The organism is Neobacillus sp. NPDC097160, from assembly GCF_044762155.1.
Taxonomy (GTDB): Bacteria; Bacillota; Bacilli; order Bacillales; family Cytobacillaceae; genus Neobacillus.
In genome coordinates this window covers 47,511-70,330 of the sequence record NZ_JBIWDU010000001.1, presented here as the reverse complement: position 1 = coordinate 70,330, position 22,820 = coordinate 47,511, and the positions used below count along the sequence as shown (strand labels likewise).

The 22,820-nt window shown below is 39.5% G+C and carries 23 protein-coding genes; 6 read left to right on the top strand and 17 right to left on the bottom strand.

Features of this window, described 5'->3' with window-relative positions; genetic code table 11:
- Positions 1–255: 255 nt before the first annotated feature.
- The 4 genes from ACIQXV_RS00415 to ACIQXV_RS00400 all read right to left on the bottom strand — a co-directional run bounded on the left by ACIQXV_RS00415 (position 256) and on the right by ACIQXV_RS00400 (position 2,650).
- A complete protein-coding gene (locus ACIQXV_RS00415; RefSeq protein WP_402954377.1) occupies positions 256–426 on the bottom strand; it encodes a hypothetical protein in 171 nt (56 codons plus the stop codon).
- On the bottom strand, positions 423–1,430 hold the full coding sequence (locus ACIQXV_RS00410; RefSeq protein WP_402954374.1) for a TIR domain-containing protein: 1,008 nt from the start codon (positions 1,428–1,430) through the stop codon (positions 423–425). Before ACIQXV_RS00410 ends, ACIQXV_RS00415 begins: the two co-directional genes overlap by 4 nt.
- 68 nt (positions 1,431–1,498) lie before the next feature.
- The gene (locus ACIQXV_RS00405) at positions 1,499–1,912 is read right to left on the bottom strand and encodes a hypothetical protein (RefSeq protein WP_402954371.1); all 414 of its coding nucleotides are present in this window, start codon (positions 1,910–1,912) and stop codon (positions 1,499–1,501) included.
- 174 nt (positions 1,913–2,086) lie between these two features.
- Complete coding sequence (locus tag ACIQXV_RS00400; RefSeq protein WP_402954368.1) at positions 2,087–2,650, bottom strand: CBO0543 family protein; 564 nt, start codon at positions 2,648–2,650, stop codon at positions 2,087–2,089.
- A gap of 271 nt (positions 2,651–2,921) precedes the next feature.
- Between ACIQXV_RS00400 and ACIQXV_RS00395 the strand changes: the two genes are divergently transcribed.
- Positions 2,922–4,013: a PrsW family glutamic-type intramembrane protease gene (locus ACIQXV_RS00395; RefSeq protein WP_402954365.1), complete on the top strand. Its 1,092-nt coding sequence runs from the start codon at positions 2,922–2,924 to the stop codon at positions 4,011–4,013.
- Positions 4,014–4,098: 85 nt separating this feature from the next.
- On the opposite strand, the gene ACIQXV_RS00390 is transcribed toward ACIQXV_RS00395, so the two are convergent.
- The 3 genes from ACIQXV_RS00390 to ACIQXV_RS00380 all read right to left on the bottom strand — a co-directional run bounded on the left by ACIQXV_RS00390 (position 4,099) and on the right by ACIQXV_RS00380 (position 6,946).
- On the bottom strand, positions 4,099–5,160 hold the full coding sequence (locus ACIQXV_RS00390; protein ID WP_402954362.1) for a DmpA family aminopeptidase: 1,062 nt from the start codon (positions 5,158–5,160) through the stop codon (positions 4,099–4,101).
- Between the two features lie 109 nt (positions 5,161–5,269).
- Positions 5,270–6,103, bottom strand: coding sequence for a D-amino-acid transaminase (gene dat / locus ACIQXV_RS00385; protein WP_402954359.1), 834 nt, complete (start codon positions 6,101–6,103; stop codon positions 5,270–5,272).
- Positions 6,104–6,223: 120 nt separating this feature from the next.
- Complete coding sequence (locus ACIQXV_RS00380) at positions 6,224–6,946, bottom strand: MurR/RpiR family transcriptional regulator (RefSeq protein ID WP_402954356.1); 723 nt, start codon at positions 6,944–6,946, stop codon at positions 6,224–6,226.
- 179 nt (positions 6,947–7,125) lie between these two features.
- On the opposite strand from ACIQXV_RS00380, the gene ACIQXV_RS00375 reads away from it, so the two are divergent.
- The 3 genes from ACIQXV_RS00375 to ACIQXV_RS00365 all read left to right on the top strand — a co-directional run bounded on the left by ACIQXV_RS00375 (position 7,126) and on the right by ACIQXV_RS00365 (position 10,042).
- The gene (locus tag ACIQXV_RS00375) at positions 7,126–8,436 is read left to right on the top strand and encodes a 6-phospho-beta-glucosidase (RefSeq protein WP_402954353.1); all 1,311 of its coding nucleotides are present in this window, start codon (positions 7,126–7,128) and stop codon (positions 8,434–8,436) included.
- A gap of 125 nt (positions 8,437–8,561) precedes the next feature.
- Positions 8,562–9,293, top strand: a complete 732-nt coding sequence (locus ACIQXV_RS00370; RefSeq protein ID WP_402954350.1) for an ABC transporter ATP-binding protein — start codon at positions 8,562–8,564, stop codon at positions 9,291–9,293.
- Entirely contained in the window at positions 9,290–10,042 is a 753-nt protein-coding gene (locus tag ACIQXV_RS00365) for an ABC transporter permease (RefSeq protein ID WP_402954347.1), read from the top strand. Before ACIQXV_RS00370 ends, ACIQXV_RS00365 begins: the two co-directional genes overlap by 4 nt.
- 111 nt (positions 10,043–10,153) lie before the next feature.
- Here the strand turns inward: ACIQXV_RS00365 and ACIQXV_RS00360 are convergent, their stop codons facing one another.
- A complete protein-coding gene (locus tag ACIQXV_RS00360; protein WP_402954344.1) occupies positions 10,154–10,279 on the bottom strand; it encodes a hypothetical protein in 126 nt (41 codons plus the stop codon).
- A 337-nt stretch (positions 10,280–10,616) separates the two neighbouring features.
- Between ACIQXV_RS00360 and ACIQXV_RS00355 the strand changes: the two genes are divergently transcribed.
- A complete protein-coding gene (locus tag ACIQXV_RS00355; RefSeq protein WP_402955210.1) occupies positions 10,617–11,231 on the top strand; it encodes a PHP domain-containing protein in 615 nt (204 codons plus the stop codon).
- Between the two features lie 169 nt (positions 11,232–11,400).
- Here the strand turns inward: ACIQXV_RS00355 and ACIQXV_RS00350 are convergent, their stop codons facing one another.
- The 9 genes from ACIQXV_RS00350 to ACIQXV_RS00310 form a co-directional block, all read right to left on the bottom strand.
- Positions 11,401–12,393 (bottom strand): 3-hydroxyacyl-CoA dehydrogenase family protein, encoded by a 993-nt coding sequence (locus ACIQXV_RS00350; protein WP_402954341.1) that lies wholly within the window; start codon positions 12,391–12,393, stop codon positions 11,401–11,403.
- 26 nt (positions 12,394–12,419) lie between these two features.
- Positions 12,420–13,874, bottom strand: coding sequence for a purine-cytosine permease family protein (locus tag ACIQXV_RS00345; protein WP_402954338.1), 1,455 nt, complete (start codon positions 13,872–13,874; stop codon positions 12,420–12,422).
- Between the two features lie 59 nt (positions 13,875–13,933).
- On the bottom strand, positions 13,934–15,190 hold the full coding sequence (locus ACIQXV_RS00340; protein WP_402954335.1) for an amidohydrolase family protein: 1,257 nt from the start codon (positions 15,188–15,190) through the stop codon (positions 13,934–13,936).
- Between the two features lie 214 nt (positions 15,191–15,404).
- Positions 15,405–16,751 carry an FAD-binding oxidoreductase gene (locus ACIQXV_RS00335; protein ID WP_402954332.1) on the bottom strand — a complete coding sequence of 449 codons (1,347 nt, stop codon included), beginning with the start codon at positions 16,749–16,751 and terminating at the stop codon, positions 15,405–15,407.
- Positions 16,752–16,767: 16 nt separating this feature from the next.
- Positions 16,768–17,610 carry a creatininase family protein gene (locus ACIQXV_RS00330; RefSeq protein WP_402954329.1) on the bottom strand — a complete coding sequence of 281 codons (843 nt, stop codon included), beginning with the start codon at positions 17,608–17,610 and terminating at the stop codon, positions 16,768–16,770.
- A 102-nt stretch (positions 17,611–17,712) separates the two neighbouring features.
- Positions 17,713–18,132 (bottom strand): cupin domain-containing protein, encoded by a 420-nt coding sequence (locus ACIQXV_RS00325; protein ID WP_402954326.1) that lies wholly within the window; start codon positions 18,130–18,132, stop codon positions 17,713–17,715.
- A 19-nt stretch (positions 18,133–18,151) separates the two neighbouring features.
- On the bottom strand, positions 18,152–19,618 hold the full coding sequence (gene aldA, locus ACIQXV_RS00320; protein WP_402954323.1) for an aldehyde dehydrogenase: 1,467 nt from the start codon (positions 19,616–19,618) through the stop codon (positions 18,152–18,154).
- A 144-nt stretch (positions 19,619–19,762) separates the two neighbouring features.
- On the bottom strand, positions 19,763–20,467 hold the full coding sequence (locus ACIQXV_RS00315; RefSeq protein ID WP_402954321.1) for a FadR/GntR family transcriptional regulator: 705 nt from the start codon (positions 20,465–20,467) through the stop codon (positions 19,763–19,765).
- Positions 20,468–20,509: 42 nt separating this feature from the next.
- Entirely contained in the window at positions 20,510–21,388 is an 879-nt protein-coding gene (locus ACIQXV_RS00310) for a LysR family transcriptional regulator (RefSeq protein WP_402954318.1), read from the bottom strand.
- 123 nt (positions 21,389–21,511) lie between these two features.
- On the opposite strand from ACIQXV_RS00310, the gene ACIQXV_RS00305 reads away from it, so the two are divergent.
- Positions 21,512–22,681 carry an MFS transporter gene (locus ACIQXV_RS00305; RefSeq protein WP_402954316.1) on the top strand — a complete coding sequence of 390 codons (1,170 nt, stop codon included), beginning with the start codon at positions 21,512–21,514 and terminating at the stop codon, positions 22,679–22,681.
- Positions 22,682–22,820 lie beyond the last annotated feature (139 nt).

Here is a 22,820-nt window from a genome sequence, read left to right as displayed (position 1 = left end):
TTACCCTGCAAAATTTAGTTTAATTCTCCCAGAACACACTTTATAGTGACAAAAGTCATTCCTAAAGTCATATTTTGGGAATAGAAAGTCATATTTGGGGGAAGCTCAGTAAGTCGCAATTGGCCCAAAGAGCAACAAAGTACACTCAATAAAAGAACATAAAAAATCCCAGTTGATTAACAACTGGGATCTCTGATACCTCAATTCAATTCCTTTAACGCCTTAAACCTTAGCCGAGTGGGAGTCTGCCCCCACTTAAGCCCGCTTCTTAAACGGGTCCTCTCTATAATCAGCTTTTCGTTTATACACTACTTTTCCTGATTCTTCTTTTCCGTGAATGGAGGTAATAACTGCTCTTACACCCGTAACAGTTTCTCCAAGTTTATATGACTTTTTGTCTACTTTTGATATCACTGCTCTTTTCATGAAGATGCACCTCCAAAGATATTATTTATTGTGCTTAAAAGGTTATAATTATCGAGAAATATATCGTCAATCTCTTCTTGACTTAATGCCCTTCTTCCCGTTATGGCAACGGTCAAAACCAACTGATTTCCTATAGGATAGCACAACACATACGTATTATCAAAGGCTGAATTAATTTTTTGGAAAACCAGCTCGTTGCTTTGTAAAAAACAATCAATGACGATGATTCTATCTGTTTCTCCCCTATTTTCATTCACATCAAAGGGGTAAAATTGCCCTTGACCATCATTTCCAGCTATTTGTTTCAGACCATCTCTACCCTCCGCCAGCCAAACGCCTATCCCTTCAACGTAATAAGAATTTGGAGCTTGATAAGCGTTCCTAATAGCTTCTTGGAGATATTCAAACTGCTTCGATGGGTCTGCTAAGAGTCGTTTTGCTAAGGTTCGCAGTATACGAATTAAGGAATAGTCTTTATCCATGTTTGCTTGTGCTTCTGCTAAAAGCTTTGCTGGATCTTGAAAAACGCCCAACTCTGCCATTTTTCTTTTTATAGCCCTGCAAGCTAAATTAACAGCAGCATCATGATTATGATCACCACGAATTTCGTACCGTAATACCGTAAGACCGTCCAGATCTGAAGGTAAGCGAAACCCTATTGCTTCCTCACTTTCCGGGGTTGCATTAGGAATGATATAAAACACTCGTCCTCTTCTTAACCTTCCCCAGAATAACCCCATTTCAAACAGAGTATTATCCCTTGTCGTAAATGTAATCGTTCCTCGTATATTTACTACATCATCCGGTGAAAATACAAATACAGCAAAATCATTTTCATCTAATAGTCGTTCAAGACTTTCCATATTATATTCGAGTGGGCGAAATGCACCTGCAGTCCAAGGCGTAACCTCAGCAACATTTGTGAGTGCTTCATGAATGGCATCAACATATTCAGCGGATTCTCTGGCAGATCCAATAAATAATTTTGGTTTGATTGGGGTCATTTCTCCTCCAAAAAGTGGTCTTTATTATAATATCCATTTCCCTTTTTCGTTACTTTTAACCATAAAAATTAATATTTACAAGCAAACACCATGGTAATGATGATAATTGCAATGATGGGAAGATAAAATAAACTTAATGTAGTCGAAAAGCAAATAGAAATCCATGAACTCGTTACTGGCTGAAAAGGTTTCACATTCATTGAAAAATCGATCACCACTCCCTCACCTTTTTTTCTAACGTGATCATAAAGTTTTCTGAATAACTTTTCTTGCCAAAGAAAATAACCATCTAAAAGCCAAAAGAAAATAGTGGGTATTAATGCAATGGAAATATATCTATAGTCCATATCTTGGGTATTCGCAAAAACAAAAAGTCCAGCCACAAGAGTTACAGCCCAGCCCTTCAATAAAAAGGAATTTTGCCCCATTCGATTGATTACGCCCTGAATAAATTCAAGGTGTTTTAACTTATTTTCATTCATAATATCCCCCCAAATGCTCAAATCAACGACATTAATTTTATTCTATCATGAATATAGTAAAAATCCCGGTTGATTAACAATCGGGATCATTTGTTTCTAAATTTGGGATGCGAGTTTTGTCCTTAAGAAGCCTCTTTTTCGGTGCTCTTGAAGAACCGTCTCCAAGCTGCACCATTATTGTTCAGATATCGATTCATACCCTCTGATCTTACTAAACCAGAAAGCAACATAGAATAAAAATAAATAAATACAAAAGTCATAAATGGATAACCAATTTTTTGGATCGTAAAAATGAATCAAGACAAAAAATTTCATGCCTACGAAAGCAGAAAGTGCCGCAAGTATGGCCCCTTTTAAAAGCGAATTCGCTTTTGGCTTAATTTGTATTGCAAACATAACGGCCACCGGGACTAACGAAAAATGATAAGGAAGCAATAACAGTGGTGCAACAGGTGAAAATTCCATTGGATAGCTCCATAACCCTAATGAAACAGCAATAAGATCAATAATTAGTGATAAAATGATCGTGGTCAACCCTCCAAGAAGTAACCTTCCCGAGCTTTCTTTTTTTCGAAACAGAAGCCAAATAATCCATGGGACAATAAATAATCCAATCCCGAACCACCATTGCCATGTAAAAAGAAAGTGATTAACAACCGCTTCAGACATAATATTATTTGCTTCTATAATCAATTGTATGCCTTCTTTAGATTGTTTAATGCCTTCCGTAAATGCCATGCTTTAGCCCAACTCCTTATAGCAAAAATGAAGGTGCATATGGATTGATAAATGAACGTTTAATACGAATGAAATTTTTCCTGCATATAGGTAATCCTTTGCAATTATTCTTCTTTTTATTAGTCTTTTTTTAAATAAAGCATCCCTCTAAAATCGGGCGGTGATAAAGCACCGAAATGCGATGCTTTCTCCTACTTCCGTATTCTCGTACCGCTATTTGGAGAACATAAAGCCAACTAAAGAGGTTTGTTCATATTGAGGAGGAAGGTAAATGAAGTGCCCACAATGTGCTTATGTAATTCCGGACGAGGTGAAAAGCTGCTTAAACTGTGGCTATAGCAGTAATAGCCCTGATAAAACAGTTGAGGAAAGAAATAGCCTATTTTATGAGTTTGCTCATTTTGTTGACATGGTTCCGAGGGTTGAACGTTCGGTTGAACCTAAATTTCGAAATATATTATCGCGGGTATTCAGAAGGCATAGCGAACTGGAGGCTGAACGCCTTTTTATAGTAGGAACAGCACTTACAACGCCCAAGATAAGAGAAGTGAAGGAAACATGGCCAAAACCGTGGCTTTTTGCGCGAGTCTTTCTCTTTGCGCTCATTGCTTATTTAGGACTGTACGTAGGGGTGAGCCTGTTCCAAAATGTAAACTTTATCCCCGGTCTTATTATAGTCGGTGCCTTCGCCGTTCCTTTCACAACACTGATTTTCTTTTGGGAAATGAACGCCCCTCAAAATATTGCGATTTATCGAATCATCTATGTGGTGTTTATCGGCGGGATCCTCTCCATGCTAGTGGCGCTCGTGTTCTTTGATATTCTAAAAAACAACATCAATCCCATCACGATTGGTATAGCGGAGGAACTCGCCAAAGCCGTTACCGTTATTTATTTTGTACGAAAACTGAAGTACAGATATATCCTGAATGGACTTTTATTAGGTGCTGCGGTAGGTGCCGGCTTTGCAGCTTTTGAAACCGCCGGTTATGCATTAAGGGGACTTATTTCTGGAAGCTACCATACGCTTTATACCACCATACTTTGGCGAAGCCTATTAGCTCCAGGGGGACATGTCGCGTGGGCCGCTTTGACAGGAGCCGCATTCTGTATGATCCAAGGGGACAAACATTTCGAATTGAACATGTTGATCAAGCCAAAGTTTCTTCGAATATTTATTCTGGCCATTTTGATGCATGCTCTATGGGACACCCCGCTCCCAGGTATTTTTCCATTCGGGCAACTCATTCTGATGGCGGCATCATGGATTCTAGTCTTTCGAATGATGCGCAAAGGCTTAAAGGAAATTTCAGAAAAGAAATGGCGATTTACCTATAATCCATTTGAGCCATCGAAAATATAACAAAAAGCAGCCAAGGGGACGGTTCTGGTGGTTCTTTTCCGGGTTTGAGTAGACCACAAGAACCGTCCCTCTGGCTTTCCATTTTCTATTGAAGTGGACAAGCATGAACAACATGTCCATTTCTGCCTTTCGTCGTTACCGCTTGTGATAATGAATTTAAGATTGCTTCTTCAGCAGCCTCTGCAGCCCCGGTAAAAAGTTGATTGAAGAGTGGATGGTCTTCCCTGAGCTGACTACGTGTTTCGATTAATTCATCTGTAGAATGGGGAATTTTACGGGCCGTTGAAAAGCCGATCACGATATCACCGCTTCCATGGCTAAAGTGGCTCCCCGTTCTGCCAAGACCAATCCCGCATCGTTTGACTACTCTCTGCAACTGTCTGCTGCTAAGCGGTGCGTCTGTTGCTAAAACAAGAATAATCGATCCGTCTGTTGTTTGCGATAAAGCTGGAACACTTTCTTCTCGTCGAAGTAAATATTCCCATTCGCGAAATTCTTCTTTTTTCCCAAAATTACTTAGGACTAGGCATCCAACAGTGAACGAATGACCACCTGCCTCAACCATTCGGGAAGAGGAGCCAATTCCCCCTTTATATCCGAAGCAAACCATGCCTTTCCCAGCCCCGATTGCTCCTTCAGACGCAACATGATTGGATGCCTTTTTGATGGCTTCAATCGCATGCTCCGGTTGGACCGGGAATCGCCGGATCGAATTTAAATGGCTATCATTGCACTCCCCTACAACCACATTAATCGTTCCCGTTGTATCACCAATTTCAGAATTTTCCTCCAGCATGTATTGCAATGCCCCCTGGGTAACGGCCGGAACGCCGAACGTATTGGTTAACATGATCGGTGATTCAATCACGCCTAATTCATTTACTTGGATGAGGCCAGTTGTTTTTCCAAAGCCATTCAACACACAGCTTGCTGCTGTTACTTTTTCTTTAAAAAGGTTGCCGCCGTGCGGTAATATTGCGGTCACACCCGTGCAAGCATAATCACCCAACCCGTCCATAGGGTAATCAAGTGTAACGTGGCCAACCCGGACTCCCTCCACATCCGTAATACAGTTTTTCTCACCGACAGGGAGCCGTCCGATGACAATCCCCCTGTCCCTAACCTTCTTAGGCGTATGATACTCCAACTCCGATCCCTCCTAAGGGTGCCAGGGGGACGGTTCTCCTGGTTTTTATTGAGGTTTATGTGGACCACAAGAACCGTCCCCATGGTCTTCCGGTTTTATTCCCACGGTCTTACTTAATCAATTCTTTGAATTTCTTATGCATTTTCAAAGTTAATTCTCCCGGATTTCCCTGATTGATGTCCTTTCCATCCACTTTCACAATCGGCAAAATTTCGGATGAAGTACTTGTCATAAACACTTCATCAGCTTCGAGTAATTCATCAGGGGTAAACATTTTTTCAATGAAAGGAATTTCGAGAGAATGGGTGACTTTTTCAACCGCCATGCGTGTGATGCCTGATAAAATTTGCTTCGATAACGGTGTAGTGTAGACCGCTCCGTCTTTAAGGATATACACATTCGAGCTCGTTCCTTCTGTTACATATCCATCTTTTACAAGGATCGCTTCAAAGCAGCCACTTTCATCCGCGGTTTGCTTCGCTAAAATATTAGGCAGTAGATTTAATGATTTAATATAACAATTTGCCCATCGCTCATCTGTATGGAACATTGCCGTAACACCATTCTCCCTAACAGAATCTTCAATTATTTTCGCCGGTCGAACGGTCATGGAAACGGACAAAGGGGCCTCTGGAAAAAGATGCTTTCGTACTGCGATTCCCCTCGTGATTTGTAAATACACATCACAATCGAGTAAGTTCGATTTTTGCACGGCTTCTAAAATAATCGCTTTAAAGTCTTCCTCGGATTGTTCAACTTGTAATTTAATCGCCCTTGCACTAGTGATCAACCGCTGTAAATGTTCATCCAGCATAAAAGGTTTTCCATCATACACACGGATCACCTCATAGACACCATCGCCAAACTGATGTCCCCGTTCATCAATCGGAACAACTGCTTGATCCAGTTGAATAAATTCTCCATTAAAATAACCAATGCTCATATTTTCTAATCTCCTCCCGCTTCGTGAAATGCCAAGGGGACGGTTCTCCTGGTTTTTTTTGAGGTTTGTGTGGACCACAAGAACCGTCCCCATGGTCCTACCCATGGTCCTCCCATGGTCCTACGATAGCTTTTGTACTTCCCGAGCCGTTTCCTCAAGGATATAAACTACGGGTATTTGGGTTGTAATATTTGATTTTTTGTACCATTCTTCCGTTACATAATAGGAAATATTTATATCGGCCATTTTGGCCATAGTACAATGTTTATTATTCGTGATGCTGATTATATGACTGCCTTTTTGTTTGAGCTGATTCAGATGGGAAATGGAAAAACTGTTTTCTCCTGTGACCGATAAGGCAATGGTTGTACTATTGTGCAGATAATTCGCGTGAATCGGGATATAAGGATCCTTCACATACATCGAGAATTTTCCTAGGCTTGAAAAATACCTTGCTCCATACTCCGCCAAGATCCCTGAACTTCCCGTCCCGATAAAGATGAGGTTATCAGATTTCACAATCAATGAAGCCGCCGCCATGATGGCCGCGTCAAGATTCCCGTTTAAGGTCCGCTCAACAAATTCAGAGAGTGCATACTGGCTGCTCTTTAGATTACTTTTGACATCCTCATATAAAAAAAGCTTTAATTTCACTTTGAATTCTGTGAACCCTTCACAATTGATTTTTCGACAAAAGCGAAGAATGGTAGAAGTTGAGACATGTGTTTCGTCCGCTAAATCACGGATCCGCATGTAGATAACTTTGGGACCATTTTTACAAATATAGTCATATAAAGAAGTTTCTAATTCATTAAACGATGCAATCATATCTCCCGAAAACATGAGAACTCCTCCTAATGTTATTATCATACCACACCAAAAGAAACACAGTGTTCCCTATTTGTAACGAATTCCTTTTAACGATATAAAAACCTAAATGGCCGAAGGATATTTACGCAACACACTTGAGCCAATAGAATGGACTCAAGAACAGTAAAAATTCATTTCTGGGGGTTTTGTAAATGTCAAAAGGCGTGAAAATCGTAACAATTGGCGGAGGGTCCAGTTATACTCCTGAGTTAGTGGAAGGTTTTATTAAGCGTTATCATGAGCTTCCGGTAAGAGAACTATGGTTAGTGGACATTGAAGCGGGGAAAGAAAAGTTAGAAATTGTTGGAGACCTTGCAAAACGAATGATTGCTAAGGCAGGACTTCCCATTGAGGTTCATTTGACACTAGATAGAAAAGAAGCATTAAAGGGCGCAGACTTTGTTACCACACAATTCCGTGTTGGGCTTTTAGAAGCACGAGCGAAGGATGAAAGGATTCCATTAAAATACAATGTGATTGGGCAAGAAACAAATGGACCTGGCGGTTTGTTTAAAGGGCTCCGTACCATTCCTGTTATTCTTGAAATCTGTAAAGATATTGAGGAGCTTTGTCCTGAGGCCTGGCTCGTTAACTTTACGAACCCTGCTGGGATGGTAACGGAGGCTGTATTACGGTACAGCAACATTAAGAAGGTAGTTGGCTTATGTAACGTGCCAATCGGTATGCGGATGGGCATTGCGAAATCATTGAATGTGGAACCTGAGCGTGTTCAAGTAAACTTCGCCGGTCTTAACCACATGGTATTCGGGCTTGATACATTCGTTGACGGCGTAAGTGTTCAAGACCAAGTTATCGAAGCAATGGCGAACCCGGAAAATGCAATGACCATGAAGAACATTTCCGGCTTGTCATGGGAGCCTGACTTCATTAGAGGTTTAGGGGTCATCCCATGTCCCTACCACCGTTACTACTATAAGACGGACGAAATGCTGCAAGAAGAAGTAGAAAAGGCAGCAACAGAAGGTACTCGTGCGGAAGTGGTGCAAAAATTAGAAACCGAATTATTCGAACTATATAAGGATGAGACCCTTGATATTAAACCGCCTCAACTAGAAAAACGCGGCGGCGCCTACTATAGCGATGCTGCCTGCAGTCTGATTAACTCGATTTACAATGATAAAAGAGATATTCAGCCAGTTAATACACGTAACAACGGTGCCATTGCCAGCATTCCAGATGATTCCGCGGTTGAAGTAAACTGTGTGATCACAAAGGATGGCCCTAAGCCCATCTCTGTAGGCGATCTTCCTGTTGCCGTTAGAGGACTAGTGCAGCAAATTAAATCCTTTGAGCGTGTTGCGGCAGAAGCAGCCGTAACCGGTGACTATAACACAGCATTACTTGCCATGACCATCAACCCGCTCGTTCCATCCGACAAAGTGGCCAAGCAAATATTAGACGAAATGCTAGAAGCACACAAAGAACATTTACCGCAGTTTTGAGTCCAGGTAGTCCAGGGGGACGGTTCTCTTGGTTCTTTTCAAGATTTGAAAAGACCACAAGAACCGTCCCTTTGGCTTTTATGATATAATTTCCCCAAGAAGAAATTGGAAAGAAGTGAAGTGGAGTGGCAGCGGATTATAAACCGGCTGTACATTTTCGGAATGTCTATTATTCCGTTAGCAATCAGCCCATTTTAAACGATATTACCGGATCGTTTCCTGAAGGCAAAATCACCACGTTGGTCGGGCCATCAGGAGCCGGGAAGACGACACTGCTCAAATTATGCAATGGACTGCTGTCACCGGATTCGGGAGACATTTTGATGAACGGCAAAAACATCGACAGCTACGAACCGGTCCAACTGCGACGGTACGTCGGAATCGCGCTTCAAAGTGCGCCCATGATAAGCGGCAGCGTACTCAAAAATCTGTCGCTGCCAATGGAGCTGCAGGGAAAACAATTAATGGAAGAAGAGGCGAAGGAGTTATTGGGCAATGTCGGTCTTCATGAGACCCTTTTACACCGAAATATCAAGGATTTATCAGGAGGTCAGCGCCAAAAGGTTTCGATTGCCCGGACACTTGTTAACCGTCCCCGGGTTATTTTGCTCGATGAGATTACCTCTTCACTCGATCTGGCATCACAGAAGGAAATCGAAAACCTGATTGTAAAAATAAACAAAAAGTTCAACACCACCATCATTTGGATCACGCATAATCTAGAGCAGGCGTTGACAATCGGGGAATACACCTGGGTAATGATGGACGGGAAAGTTGTCGAAACCGGGGAAAGTGGCTTGCTGAATTCACCTGAAAATGAAAAAGTCCGGCGTTTTGTGAAAGGAGAAGGACAATGAGTTATCTTTCACTATCTTTCGCACTTATTTTCGTCCTCATCCCGCTTCTATTATCGAAAACGCTAAAACTGGGTCTGGAAAAGGACACAATCATTGCAACGATCCGTTCGATTATCCAGCTGCTGGCTGTCGGCTACATTCTCCATTTCGTGTTTGAAACGGAAAGCTATATGTTTATGCTTCTAATGGTAACGGTCATGATTGGCGCCGCCACGCAAAATGCCCGAAAAAAAGGAAGTGTGATTAAAGGAATCACGTGGAAAGTGGCGGTAACATTACTTTTTATAGAAGTGCTGACGCAAGGCATTTTACTCGGTTTCAACATTACGCCGCCAACCGCCCAATATATCATCCCTATCAGTGGTATGGTGATTGGGAACTCCATGGTCCTTGCGATTTTGTTCCTTAACCGGTTTTCTGCTGAGGTAGAAGCGCGGCAGGAAGAGACCGAACTCATCCTATCCTTGGGCGGAACACCCAAACAGGCCATCCGCACCCAGCTGATCACTTCGATAAAAGCTAGTATGATTCCGACAATCGAAAGCCAAAAAACAATTGGACTCGTCCAGCTCCCTGGCATGATGAGCGGCCAAATCATCGGAGGCGCCGATCCCATTCAAGCCGTGCAATTCCAATTGCTCATTTTATTTTTACTCTTAACCACCGCCGCCGTCACAAGCATCATGCTCGGGTCTCTATCCTATCCGTCTTTGTTCAACCAGCGGATGCAGCTTGTAAGGGTGCGATAAATTTTGAATTTCTGCCTTTAAGCCAAAATAAATAAGCGATCAATTTTATTCTCCCTGAAATAAAATTGACCGCTTTTACTTTTTTGTCCTTATTAATTTTTCATCCATCGTTTATTCACCCGCCATCTTTTCTTCTACTTGTTCCGGAAACTGATTAAACAAATAAGCAAGATATGCATGAAGTTCAAATCGATCTCCCTTTAAAAAATGGTCGAACAAGGTTTTATTTTTCTCCACTTGCCTTCTCCCTTCTTTAACCAAGCTTTTAAATTTGCCTTTTCTTATAAAAAAATAATACATGATTTACTATAAGTAATATTGGTTATTTGTCTCTACTTAGCTAGTAATCATGAATAGTATCGGCCCCATCCTACGCACAATACCACGATAGCCACACGTGCTATCCACCTGTCCTTATTATAATTGAAAACGCTTACACTCTCAATTAATATGATACTACAAATTTTGACAAGGGCCGGCACCCACGCTTCCAAGAAGGAGATTTTCGTTATATAGGGGAATTTGGTATATTAGATAGTATCAGAATCTCCTAGAGGGAAATGTTGTGTACTTAATGGACTATCATCATCATACAAACAATTCATTTGACTCCACTGCCATGATGGAAGAAGTATGTTTGAAAGCAATAGAAAATAATATTAAAGAGATTTGCTTTACTGAGCATTTCTCGGTTAATCCGCTTGCACCAACCTATGGGCACATGGATTTTGACAAATATTTTAGTGAGGTTCGAAATTGTCAGGAGAAATTTCGCAGACAATTAACAGTAAAAGCCGGGATAGAACTTTGTGAGCCCCATCTTTTAACGGATAAATATGACCAAACTCTTAAACACCTAAATCTAGATTTCATTTTAGGCTCCGTCCATAATATAAACAACCAAAAGCTCCGAATTGTACTCAAAGAACATAATCAAAAAGCCTACCAGCTTTATTTTGAAGAATTGTATAAAATGGTGTCAGCAGCCGACATAGATGTGATCGCCCATTTAGATTTAATGAAGCGCTATGGCTATAAAGAGTATGGAATCTTGAACAGGTTTGAAACAGACCCTGCCATCCATGAATATTATTCAACTTTACAAGGAGTTGGGCGGAGAGATTTTAACCATCGGATCGGACTCACACAAAGCCGAAACCGTTGGAGCCAATCTGATAGAGGCCTATAACATAGCGAGGGAATGTGGATTTACCTATATTTATAAGTTTGAACAAAGGAAACCAATAGCAATAAAAATGTTTGTTAACTGACAGCCTAGAAATAAAAATGCGTAAAGGTTCCCAATCAATAAAGGGCCTTTACGCTTTTTTTATTATTAGCTTTCGCTCTTTATTGCTTTAAACTTTAGCGGAATGGGGATCAGTTTTTCCCGACTCTTCACTGGCGTTGCCCCTATTTACAGGGTTCCTAACCTTAAGGAGTTTAATAAAATCTTGATCTCTCTCAAAAGTAATTTGCTCTATAAGTTCGTCATCATAATCGTAAATTCCCTTCCCTGTTTTAGTTCCTAATCGCCCATTCTCCACTAACTCCTGTACTAAGGAAGAACATGTCTTTGAGTTTTCTAATTCCGGTGATAGATGGTCCATGATTCTCTTCCATGTGTCTAGACCGCCAAGGTCAACCATTTGCATTGGTCCTATAAATGCCCAACGGAAGCCTGGCCCATCCTTGATAATCTGATCAATCTCCTGTAAACTGACGATATCTTGTTCTACTAAATGGAAAGCCTCACGCAATAATGCTGCCTGCAAGCGGTTCACAACTGCTCCTGGAATCTCCTTTTTAAGCCGAACGGGGGATTTTCCAATTTTCTTTATAAACTGAATGGTCTGATCAATCACATCTACATTCGTCTGCTCCTGAGAAATAATTTCCACTAGTGGAATTAAGGGGGCTGGGTTCATAAAGTGTGTGATGATAAATCGATCAGGTATTTTTGCCTGTTGGGTCAACTCTGTCAGTGGTATAGCTGAAGTGTTTGACGCAATGATAACATGGTCTTTTACGTTTTTTTCTATTTGTCTGTAAAGTGTTTGTTTAAGTTCTAAAATTTCTGGCACTACTTCAATAACCATGTCGCATTGAGATAGACATTCCTGTAAGTCGGTTGTGTAAGAAATTCTTTTTAGTATTAAGGGTTTCTCTTCCTTCGCTAATACAGATTGTTGAATCATTAAATCCAAGTTTTTTTCAATAGTACTAGAAGCTTTATCAAGGGACTCTTGATGGATATCGTATAAGTTAACAGGAATGCCTGCTGTTCCAATTACTTGGGCAATTCCATTACCCATAATCCCTGCCCCTATTACTGCAATTCGATTGAACATTTTATCTCTCCTCTAAAATATTGGTTCTACATAGTGGACACTTTATTTTCGCTCAACATATCTTCAACGGTATTGTGCTTTACTTTTTGTGTTGCGATAGTTAAACTAGGTGACCACTTGCGCGCGATAGATACTGTAATAATGTATCCAATGGCCGATATGATAGCGGTTATCAAAATGTTCAAATACTGAGTTGGCACAGTCCTATTAATGAAAAAGCCGATTACAATCCAAACCATCGCAGCTAGATTGAATCCTTTCCAATACCAATAACGGTTTGATTGGTTAAACAAAGAAGGTAAATCGATAGTCGCACGTGCAAAGAACAAATAGTGGGCTACGAATACACCTCCCATAGGTGCAAAAAGATCTCCTAATATCGACATGTACCCTATATAACCTTCGACTAATTGAGGGACTATTGATAGAGTGACCCCTACTGCACTCACAATGATCGTTCCCCAGAAACGTCCTAAGCTACTAAATATACTCGTTAACGCTAATCCACCTGTATATAAATTTTGAACATTAATGGTCCAGTTATCCAAGACGATGTAAGTGAATATGAGCACTAGAAACCACATTGCACCGTTTGATGTGGATACGATAACGTCAAATGGGTTTGAGATTTTACCCATGCTTGCTGCGACAGCATATCCACCTACAAACGAACAAATCAGTTGGCCTAAAACGGCGGCTAGGAAAGTTCCTATCCACATATCTACACGAGTTTTAGAATATCGGCAAAAGTCTGCTGCATCAGTAAAATTAGAAAACCAGGCAGCAGCCATACTCGTCGACCATAGCGCAATTAAAGTCCATTTCACTCCTTCGCCTGTCGCAAAGTTAAAGACAGCTAAAGGTTGAAATGATTCCTGGGGATAATTCATTAATACGTATACGATAATCGTAGAGAAAATAATTTTTAACGCGAAGGCGTATCGGGATAAAACCTTCAAAGTATTATAGCCAAACGTAGCTACTAAAACTTGCAGCAAGCCAAATATAAGACTTACAACAATTAAATTGACTTCTGTATTAAACATGACTTTTAAAACAGCAGTGAGACCCAAAGCTCCGGAAATGGTCTGAAACGCAAACCAATACACACTTGATATCGTCCTCAACCCAGAAGCAAGCCAGGATCCACGAATTCCGAAGACACTCCGCATACTTACAATCCCTGGAATCCCGTAATCAACACCAACAGTCGCAGCTACAAGATAGATTGCGAAACCCATTAAAATACTGAAAAAGCCCGCTAATATTGATTGTCCGAACGATAATCCAGCAGCAATTAAAGAACCACTAATTACTATAGTACCGGGATTTACAACAAAATTTAATACGATGGCCGATATATCCCACCATTTTACAGTCCTTAATTCATTAGGAATGACTTCAATGCCGAATTGCTCAATATTCTTTGGTTGCTTGTACTTTTTTGACAACGCCTCTTCAATAGTAGAATGATCTTCCATAATAATGCACCCCCATATATAATTCAGCTTTATAATGCTTCGCATTCCTACTCTATAAACTAAATAGAGGTAATTTTGGCACTGAGTAAAGGGTCGAATTCGACGACTTCTGTTACTTTACAAATCTTTCTTCCATTCCTCCAAATTTCTCTCGCGGGTGTTTGTTCCGCGAGGATTAATCGAGGATCACGTACTTCTAAAATAACGAAATCAGCTGGGCAACCGGGGGTTAACCCGTGTTTACGCTTCATCAAATGACCTGGTATAATAGAGATCATGTCTATTAGCTTGTTCATATGCATTTCTGAAGTGAGTTGTGCCCCATAGCTTCCTAGTAAAGCCATTTGTAGAAGATCAGCCTTTCCATATGGATGAAAGGGATCTTGAATATTATCAGAGCCAATCGTAACCGGTATATCTAACTCAATCATTTCCTTTACCCGCGTCAATCCTCGTCGGATAATTCCTTGATCATTTCGCCCTTGCAAGTACATGTTTGCTCCAGGCAATGTCACAATGCTTACTTTAGATTCCTTCACTCCTTGCAATATCTCATGTGCCTGTTCTTTATCCATTGCTGAAAGAGAAGTACAATGACCAGCTATAACCCTGCCATTATAATTTGCTTCATCAGTCAACTTACAAATATCCGGTAAAGTATTGACTTGCGGGTCGTCCGACTCATCAACATGCAAATCAATGTCAGCGTTTTCAGATATTGCGATATCAAAAATTCTCTCTAAGTTTTTTTGCGGATGTTCTGATAGATGAGGGGCCCCGCCAATGTGCTCAATCCCATTATTAAGCGCCCACCGAATATCTTTTTCCATTTCCAAAGTCATGTTAAATGGGCACATGATGACAGCTTCAATATGAATGTAATCTGAAAATTTACTCTTGACTGCATGATAAGCTTCCACTACATGTTTAATATATTCCGTTGAATCTCCATCCAAGTGTGTTCGAAGCGAGGTCGTCCCGTGTCGTATCGCGCTGTATATCCCTTTACACATGTTCAATTCTAATATTTCAGAATTAATGGATGGCTGATAGTCCTGAAAGCGCCTAATTGCCTCTGATAAGGTTCCTGACTTATTTTGAATAGAAGGATACGTGAATGCTTTATCTAAATGCATATGAATATCAGCAAAGGCTGGAAGTATTACTTTTCCTTCCAAATTAATGGTAACAACATTTTCTTCTTGTTTGATCGGAAGCTTAACTGATTGTATAGATTGAATAACACCATCTTCAATCGTGATATTTCTTAACTCATTCTTTCCAATTAACTGTGCGTTCTGTAACAAGGTTTGCATTTATTGCCCTTTCCCCGTTTTAATTGAAACTAATTTGCCGGATTTTCTTATCCTTTTATCGACCTTAGATCTACTAGTCTCCATAGTTGACAATTTATGAATTTACGCTAAAGTAAGCAAATAGGATAAATCAGTTGAAAGATAGAGTGACTTTAAAAAAATATTACTAATATTCAGATAATTGAATCTAGCTTTTTTCTACATAAATGGTATATCAGTTTACAATTTCACTTAATGTAACCCTAATTTTCCCCGGATTCAGCAAGGCGCGAGGGTCATTCTTTCCTTTCGTCCTTAACACTGAAGAGATATGTGCTTCCCAGCCGCCTGCTTCTAGCAGATACGTATGGGGGTTAAAAATCTTTATGCCAATCGATTCGCAAAAGCGAACCATCTCATCGAGTCTTTCCTTCGTACTAAACCGAACAAGAGGAATTGATTGAGGAACAACCTTTCCATCCATACGCATCCAGTCAAAATGCTGATAAAATTCATCCTTAAATTGTTCTTGGATAAGTGCAACCTGCTCAATATACCGATTTAAATCGAAGCTGGCTTGCAGATACGTCATTTGTTCATTTGCGTTTAAAGCCCATAATGTTGTATGGTTCCAAGTGTAGTCTGATAAAGTTAAGCCTTTATGATACTTTTCAGCTAAAATGGTATATGTGACTTCGCCATTCCACTCCTCTACCAATCTTTGCAACTCATCACTTGCTTCTTCATTAATTTCAATGATTACGACATGCTTGCCCTCTTGAATAAATTTGGACAGTGGTTTGAAATAGGACGGAATGGGCCATTCGCACGTTGATACTGACCGTTTTTGAATAGAAGATGCATACGCCAGCTTTTCAGAAAATCGAAGAGAGTCATCAAGATTTTCAAAAGATATGATTTGTTGAATCCATTCTGTCTTCTCAGAAGTTCGAAAAACGATTTCTGCAATAAATCCAGTTGTTCCATAGCTGTGGATATAGTTTAGAAGTTCGTCTCCTGAAATAGTGAGCTTATTCGGTTTTTCTTCCATCGTTAGAATGGTAAGTTCAATTACATTCCCGTCCCATAGATTCCCCCAGGTAATGGATCCAATCCCTCCAGAGCCGCCGCTGACAAATCCACCGGCCGTCGCTTTTAAATACGTACTAGGGAAAATACAAAGCTCCTGACCATTTTCTCTTAAAGTTTTCTCAAGCATTCCAATCTTAACGCCTGGCTCCACTCGCACTTCTCCAGGATTTATTTCGATAATTTTGTTCAAAAGCTTTGTGTCAATTAGGATCCCACCTTGTAATGGAACAATTTGACCATAATTACCTGTTGCAGAACCTTTGAATAGAACAGGCTGTTTATGTTCAAATGCTATGGCAAAGATTTGTTCGATTTCCTCCAAATTTTCAGGTATTACAACAGCATCTGCCTTCATATCCTTTAACTCTTCATCAAGAATAGGGGAATACCAATAACAATCTCTTGATAACTTCTGCGTAAGGACCGGATCAGTAATAATTTGTTTTTCTTTCAAAAAAGCTTGCAATTCACTTATATAAGACAAAGTCATACCTTTTAATCCTCCCTTATTTTGCGGATCCTGCCTCTGTTACTTGAATTGGTAAATGTTCAATTAGCTCGCTGATCTCGAATGTTAGAATATCCAAAAGACAGGAGGCTACTTCTCTTCCGTGCTCCCTGTAAAGCGCATCTCCCTTTTCCTTTGTCGCCAGCTGCGCATTTCCAAGAATTCCTGATACACTCACATCCTCAATTGTCCAAGCAAAGTTTCCTTTTTGAAATCGCAAATACTTCGACTTATCCGCAAGCATCGGCACTTCTTTTGGAAGCTTGTCATCTTGCACCCATTCTGGATAAGAACTCATGAGTAAGGAAGTTTCGTAATCTCCACCGTGAATCCCCATGAACATTTCCTCTTCAGAAATAATGCTTGCTGGTATGGTTAAATTTCCGACATTAATAATAAAAACCATTAACCCGGTCTCAATTCTCACATGTCTGGCTGCCAGTTTCAACGTATCAATATTTCCCCCATGACCGTTAAATAATACTAATTTTCTAAATCCATTTGCGTGAACACTTCTACTAAGATCTAAAAGGATCGAACGAAGGGTGTCGAAAGAAAAAGAAAATGTTCCGGGACGATCCATATGCTCGTCACTTTTTCCAAAAGGGATGGAAGGGAGAGTCCAAATATTTGCATCCTTGGATAGATGCTGAAAAGCTTCATCTAAAACGGTTTCTGCTAATATAGTATCCGTGTAAACCGGTAAATGCGGACCATGCTGCTCCGTTGCTCCAATAGGCAGAATGACTAAGGCATCTTCCTTGGGTAAATCCCTTACCTGAGTGGAAGTAAGCCTAGGCAAAAACCGTTCCTCTAGATGCTTATACCTATGAATATTCACCTTATAATCCTCCTTTTCTCGGTGTTTCTTCACAATAAAAGAGTACGGTAAGAAAAGCAATTTTAATCAATTGTTTTTTACCATACTCTTTTTATCTCTTTGTTACCTAGCCAGCATACAACGATCAGTTGGGACAATAATCCGGTCAATGTCAACCTGTGAAAAGCTTTCATCAATCTGCGAATAAGCCCACAGGATAATTAATTCTTCCGTTTCACTGGCATTGACAAAACGGTGAGGAATATTCGCCGGAATAAATGATGTATCATAGGGCTCTAATGCTGTCCTTACTCCTTCTACATCACAATAGGCATTTCCTTTTAAAATGGTAACGGATTCCTCGACATTATGAATATGACAAGGTAAACTTTTACCTGGTTCAAAGGTAGCCAAACCGACAATCAAGGTTTTTGGCCCCATATCCTGTATCATCATATCATGAAAGTTAACGCCTACATCTAGTTCATATGGTTTAATAGATTTATATTTACTAATTTTTGGCTGATATTCTACCTTATTCATGGTAACCTCCTCACACGAATTATTTTTTATCTTGATTGTATTGTAAATACACAACATGGGTTTGCAAATATTCTTCTAAGCCGTGCTTTCCGTCGGCCCCGCCAATTCCCGATTTTCTCCATCCAGCATGGAAACCTTGAATAGCTTCAAAATTCTCTCTATTAATATAGGTTTCCCCGAATTGCAATTCCTTACATGCCTTCATGGCAACATCAAGATTTTGCGTATAAATGGAAGATGTTAAACCAAATTCTGAATCATTTGCTAAGAGGATCGCTTCATCAAGGTCTTTGAACGTCAAGACTGGAAGCACCGGACCGAATATTTCTTGCTGAACAATATCCATATCTTGAGTAACATTCGTCACAACCGTTGGTTGGAAATACAATTCAGTCTTTGAATCTTCTCTTTTGCCTCCCGTAATGATTGTAGCCCCGCCCTTCTTTGCATCGTCTAGTAATTTTTCAATATGTTGGACAGATGCTTCATTAATAAGAGGCCCGATCTCTGTTGATTCTTCTATTGGGTTTCCGGATTTCGTGTTTTTCATAGCTTCGCTAAGCATATTTATAAATTTATCTGCAACTTTTTCATGAACATACACACGTTCGGCACAATTACAAACTTGACCGTTATTAATGATCCTTGATTGCTTAATGCTAGTTACTGCTAATTCCAAATCGGCATCATCCATCACGATTGCAGGAGCTTTTCCTCCTAATTCTAACGAAACCTTGATGATGTTATCTGCTGCAGCTTTCATAATCCGAGTTCCTGTATCCACGCCTCCTGTAAAACTAACCATGCCTATTTTTGAATTTGAGGATAACTCGTTGCCGACGACACTTCCACTCCCAGATACAAGATTAAATACTCCTTTAGGCAAATTCGTTTCAGAGACCAACTTTGCAAACTCAAAGGCATTGTTAGGAGTTTCAGTACTTGGTTTAATAACAACTGTATTACCGGTTACTAAAGCCGGCGCCATCTTTCTAGCAATAAGGAAGAATGGAAAGTTCCATGGAAGAATTCCACTTACGACACCAATCGGCTTTTTAAAGACAAAGATATGTTCATTCGGACGGTCACTTTGAACTACCTCCCCATCATATCTTCTTGCCCACTCTGCCATATAATCGATATAATCTGCTGTAAAGTTTACTTCAACTCGAGCAAGAGATAATAACTTACCCTGCTCTTCTGTAATCGTTCTTGCAAGTTGCTCTTCATTTTCACGGATCTTATTCGCAATTTCCTTCAAGTACTTCGCTCTTTCAATAGCAGGCAAACGTGACCAAGATTTTTGGGCTTTGTCAGCTGATTCAATGGCTAGTTTTACCTCTGTAATGGTTGCTTCTGGAATTTGGGAAATAACTTCACCTGTGGCAGGGTTTGTAACCGCTTTAAATTTCGAACTAGTTGAATCCTGAAATTCACCATTAATGTAAAGCTGATAAACCTTTATACCTTCTTTAATAGAATTCATAAAAATCCCCCTTAGTGTTATTATCCTATGATCAGACCTTGATGATAATCGAATTATAATAGATTGATTTGATCAAAGTCAACATTATTTTTTGTATTTTTAAAATATTTTTAAAATTTTAAAAAGAAGGATCAGAGTATTCATCTATTTATCTAAATTAGAAAGTAATATTTTACTAACTTCATGTAAATGCTCATACATACTCTCCCTTGCCCTATCTGGATCATTGGCTTTAATGGCTTCTGCAATTTTCTTATGATGGTCAAAGGCAATCTCCTTGACAGGATAATTTTGAATAACCCTGTGCATCCATTCTTTTATGATATCAAGCAAAATAAACAAAACCTCATTCATAAAGGAGTTACGAGCCATTTTGGCAATAAGATTGTGGAATTCTAAATCTAATAATAAAAATTGTTCATTATCTTGCTCCTGTGCCATTTTGGTCAAGACATTATCCAATTCCATAGAATCTTTAGGTGTTCGTTTTAGAGCAGCCAAAGAAACTAAGTCACACTCATACGCAATCCTAGCCTCAATAAGCTCCTCGATATTATTAAAACTGACCTTTGACATTAGTTTAAGATGCTTTGTAAAAAAAGAGGAGAACGATTCCGAAACAAACGTTCCTTCTGGCACTCGCACTTCTATCAGTCCCATGGCAACAAGTGCATTAATGGCTTCCCTTAACGTACTACGTCCCACTCCAAATAACTCCATTAATTGTCTTTCATTTGGGAGCTTCTCGCCTGGAGAAACAGTGCCATCCATAATCAGCTCCATAATTTGTTGAACAATATTTTGAGATAGAGTGCTTTTCTTTACTTGAGTAATTTTGTTCTCAAACATATAACCTCACACCTTTTCTTATTTCAATTTTAAAACTACTTATTATGCTTTTTGTAATAAAGCTACTCCTTTGTTAATAAATGAATGGGCAGCTTTACTTAAATATTTATCTTTTCGATAAAAGATCCCTAATTCCCTGCTGGGGGCATTTTTAATTGGGATGGATGTCACACCGGTTTCCCGAAAATAATCAATTAGTTGGCAGGGTTGAATCGTGGCACCAATATTTTCTTGCACCAATTTAATTAACGATGTGGCTGAACCCGTTTCCATGATGGTTTGTATCGAAATATGATTTGCTTCACACCATTTGTCAATTATATCACGCCCAATGAATCCTTTTGGATACATCACCATTTGCAATGTGGATAGTTCCTTTGGTGAGACCATTCTTTTTTGTGAAAATTCGTGTTGATCACTTACATATAAGTGATAACCTTCTGTATAAAGGGGCGTTATGTGAAGACGATGATCCGCTTTAATGGCTAATCCGATACCAATATCTACTTCGTTATTTAAAACATCATTCAATATATCTATGGAAGGTATGATTTGAATTTTAGTTTTAGGGTATTCCTTATGGAAATCAATAAGAAGAGGGATTAACCGATTATCTAAATCAGATGAATATACAGCTACTTTCAGAGTGCCAGTATGGTGATTCATGAGATCCGAGATGGAGAGCTTGGCATTTTCCATTTGATGAACAATCTGCTGTGCATATTGCTGAAATAGCATACCTGCTTCAGTCAACACCGTTTTTTTGCCTATACGATCAAATAAAGGCGTGTCCAATTCATCCTCTAAAACACGTATTTGCTGGCTTAATGTAGGCTGGGAGATACCTAATTTATTAGCTGCCTCCGTAAAATGCAATTCATCACACAACATAAGAAAGTATTGTATTTGTCTAAATTCCAAAAGATTCTCCCTCCATCTATAGGTTTTATCTATCGTTTCCATAGAAAAAATAGAATTGAACAATATATTAGTTATAACTATACTAAAATCAACACTTATTAATCAAGGATGGGAGAACATTATATGCGCTTTATCTATTTATTGGTTGTTTTATTTTTTGCTTCCCTTAATTTAAGGCCTTCTATTACCTCAGTTGGACCGTTACTTGATACAATTCAAAAGGAATTAGGTATGAATGGGATAGAAGCGAGTTTACTAACCACTCTGCCTGTAATATGTATGGGACTATTCTCCCTTATCGCCACAATATTAAATTATCAAATAGGTATTGAGCGTTCTTTATTTATCGCACTATTCTTTATTATGATCGCTACTTTTTTTCGAATAATTTCACATGATAGTTATCAATTACTAATGACAGCCATAGTTGCTGGTATAGGTATAGGTATTGCAGGCCCAATACTATCAGGATTTATCAAAAAACACTTCCCTGAACATCCAGGAGTAACAAGCGTTTACTCTGTCTCAATGGTTATAGGTGCCTCACTTGCTTGTAGCGTATCCATTCCACTTTTCAAAACGTGGAATGGTTCTTGGCAAAAGACACTAGGTTTTTGGGGTATTCCAGCATTAATAGCTTGCTTGCTTCTGCTGCCACTTCTAAAAAAAACCAAAATAAAAATCCCTTCAATGACTATACCCAAAACTCCACTAAAAAATATTCGCGTTTGGATATTTACGCTATTTTTCGGTTGTATGTCTGCTATTTTTTATTCTATAACAGCTTGGTTATCTCCAGCTGTACAGAAAATGGGTATGGACCATTTCCAGTCTGGTTTAGTACTCACCTTATTTACAGTAATTCAGATACCTGTTAGTTTTTTGATACCCGTTTTGGTAAGTAAATATCAGCATAGAAAAAATTGGCTACTAATATGCTGTATATTTGAATTAATAGGGGTGATTTTGCTCATTATGAACGCTTCCCCATGGTTTGCTACTGTCTTCTTGGGTATTGGTGCCGGCGGACTATTTCCTTTGGCGCTACTTCTTCCAATTGAAGAAACAACTAATTCAAAGCAAGCGACCTCTTGGGCTGCGATGATACAATTTGGGGGCTTTATATTAGGTTCTTTAGGTCCAATACTGATGGGTTACACAGTAGATACTTATAATAATTTTTTTCCAGCGTTTCTTGGGCTAATTTTTATTATCCTTTTAATGATCGTTACTGTTTTAATAATAGGAGATAAAAAAGAAACAGCACAACAACAAATCAGCTTAGAAATTTGAACCTATTTTAGTTTATTTACGTTGGCACATTGTCAGGCGATGTTATAAAAATTATATAGCTGACCCCAAACCGCCAACTAGAGGTTTCCGGGAAAAACCCTCTTTTAAGCGAAAAGCTTGTAAGAAGAGGCCGACTTAG

Bases quoted from the DNA above. Each gene is read 5' to 3' on its own strand.
- ACIQXV_RS00415 (WP_402954377.1), bottom strand. From the start codon at position 426: ATGAAAAGAGCAGTGATATCAAAAGTAGACAAAAAGTCATATAAACTT.
- ACIQXV_RS00410 (WP_402954374.1), bottom strand. From the start codon at position 1,430: ATGACCCCAATCAAACCAAAATTATTTATTGGATCTGCCAGAGAATCC.
- ACIQXV_RS00405 (WP_402954371.1), bottom strand. From the start codon at position 1,912: ATGAATGAAAATAAGTTAAAACACCTTGAATTTATTCAGGGCGTAATC.
- ACIQXV_RS00400 (WP_402954368.1), bottom strand. From the start codon at position 2,650: ATGGCATTTACGGAAGGCATTAAACAATCTAAAGAAGGCATACAATTG.
- ACIQXV_RS00395 (WP_402954365.1), top strand. From the start codon at position 2,922: ATGAAGTGCCCACAATGTGCTTATGTAATTCCGGACGAGGTGAAAAGC.
- dat (WP_402954359.1), bottom strand. From the start codon at position 6,103: ATGAGCATTGGTTATTTTAATGGAGAATTTATTCAACTGGATCAAGCA.
- ACIQXV_RS00380 (WP_402954356.1), bottom strand. From the start codon at position 6,946: ATGTTTTCGGGAGATATGATTGCATCGTTTAATGAATTAGAAACTTCT.
- ACIQXV_RS00375 (WP_402954353.1), top strand. From the start codon at position 7,126: ATGTCAAAAGGCGTGAAAATCGTAACAATTGGCGGAGGGTCCAGTTAT.
- ACIQXV_RS00365 (WP_402954347.1), top strand. From the start codon at position 9,290: ATGAGTTATCTTTCACTATCTTTCGCACTTATTTTCGTCCTCATCCCG.
- ACIQXV_RS00355 (WP_402955210.1), top strand. From the start codon at position 10,617: ATGGACTATCATCATCATACAAACAATTCATTTGACTCCACTGCCATG.
- ACIQXV_RS00350 (WP_402954341.1), bottom strand. From the start codon at position 12,393: ATGTTCAATCGAATTGCAGTAATAGGGGCAGGGATTATGGGTAATGGA.
- ACIQXV_RS00345 (WP_402954338.1), bottom strand. From the start codon at position 13,874: ATGGAAGATCATTCTACTATTGAAGAGGCGTTGTCAAAAAAGTACAAG.
- ACIQXV_RS00340 (WP_402954335.1), bottom strand. From the start codon at position 15,190: ATGCAAACCTTGTTACAGAACGCACAGTTAATTGGAAAGAATGAGTTA.
- ACIQXV_RS00335 (WP_402954332.1), bottom strand. From the start codon at position 16,751: ATGACTTTGTCTTATATAAGTGAATTGCAAGCTTTTTTGAAAGAAAAA.
- ACIQXV_RS00325 (WP_402954326.1), bottom strand. From the start codon at position 18,132: ATGAATAAGGTAGAATATCAGCCAAAAATTAGTAAATATAAATCTATT.
- aldA (WP_402954323.1), bottom strand. From the start codon at position 19,618: ATGAATTCTATTAAAGAAGGTATAAAGGTTTATCAGCTTTACATTAAT.
- ACIQXV_RS00315 (WP_402954321.1), bottom strand. From the start codon at position 20,467: ATGTTTGAGAACAAAATTACTCAAGTAAAGAAAAGCACTCTATCTCAA.
- ACIQXV_RS00305 (WP_402954316.1), top strand. From the start codon at position 21,512: ATGCGCTTTATCTATTTATTGGTTGTTTTATTTTTTGCTTCCCTTAAT.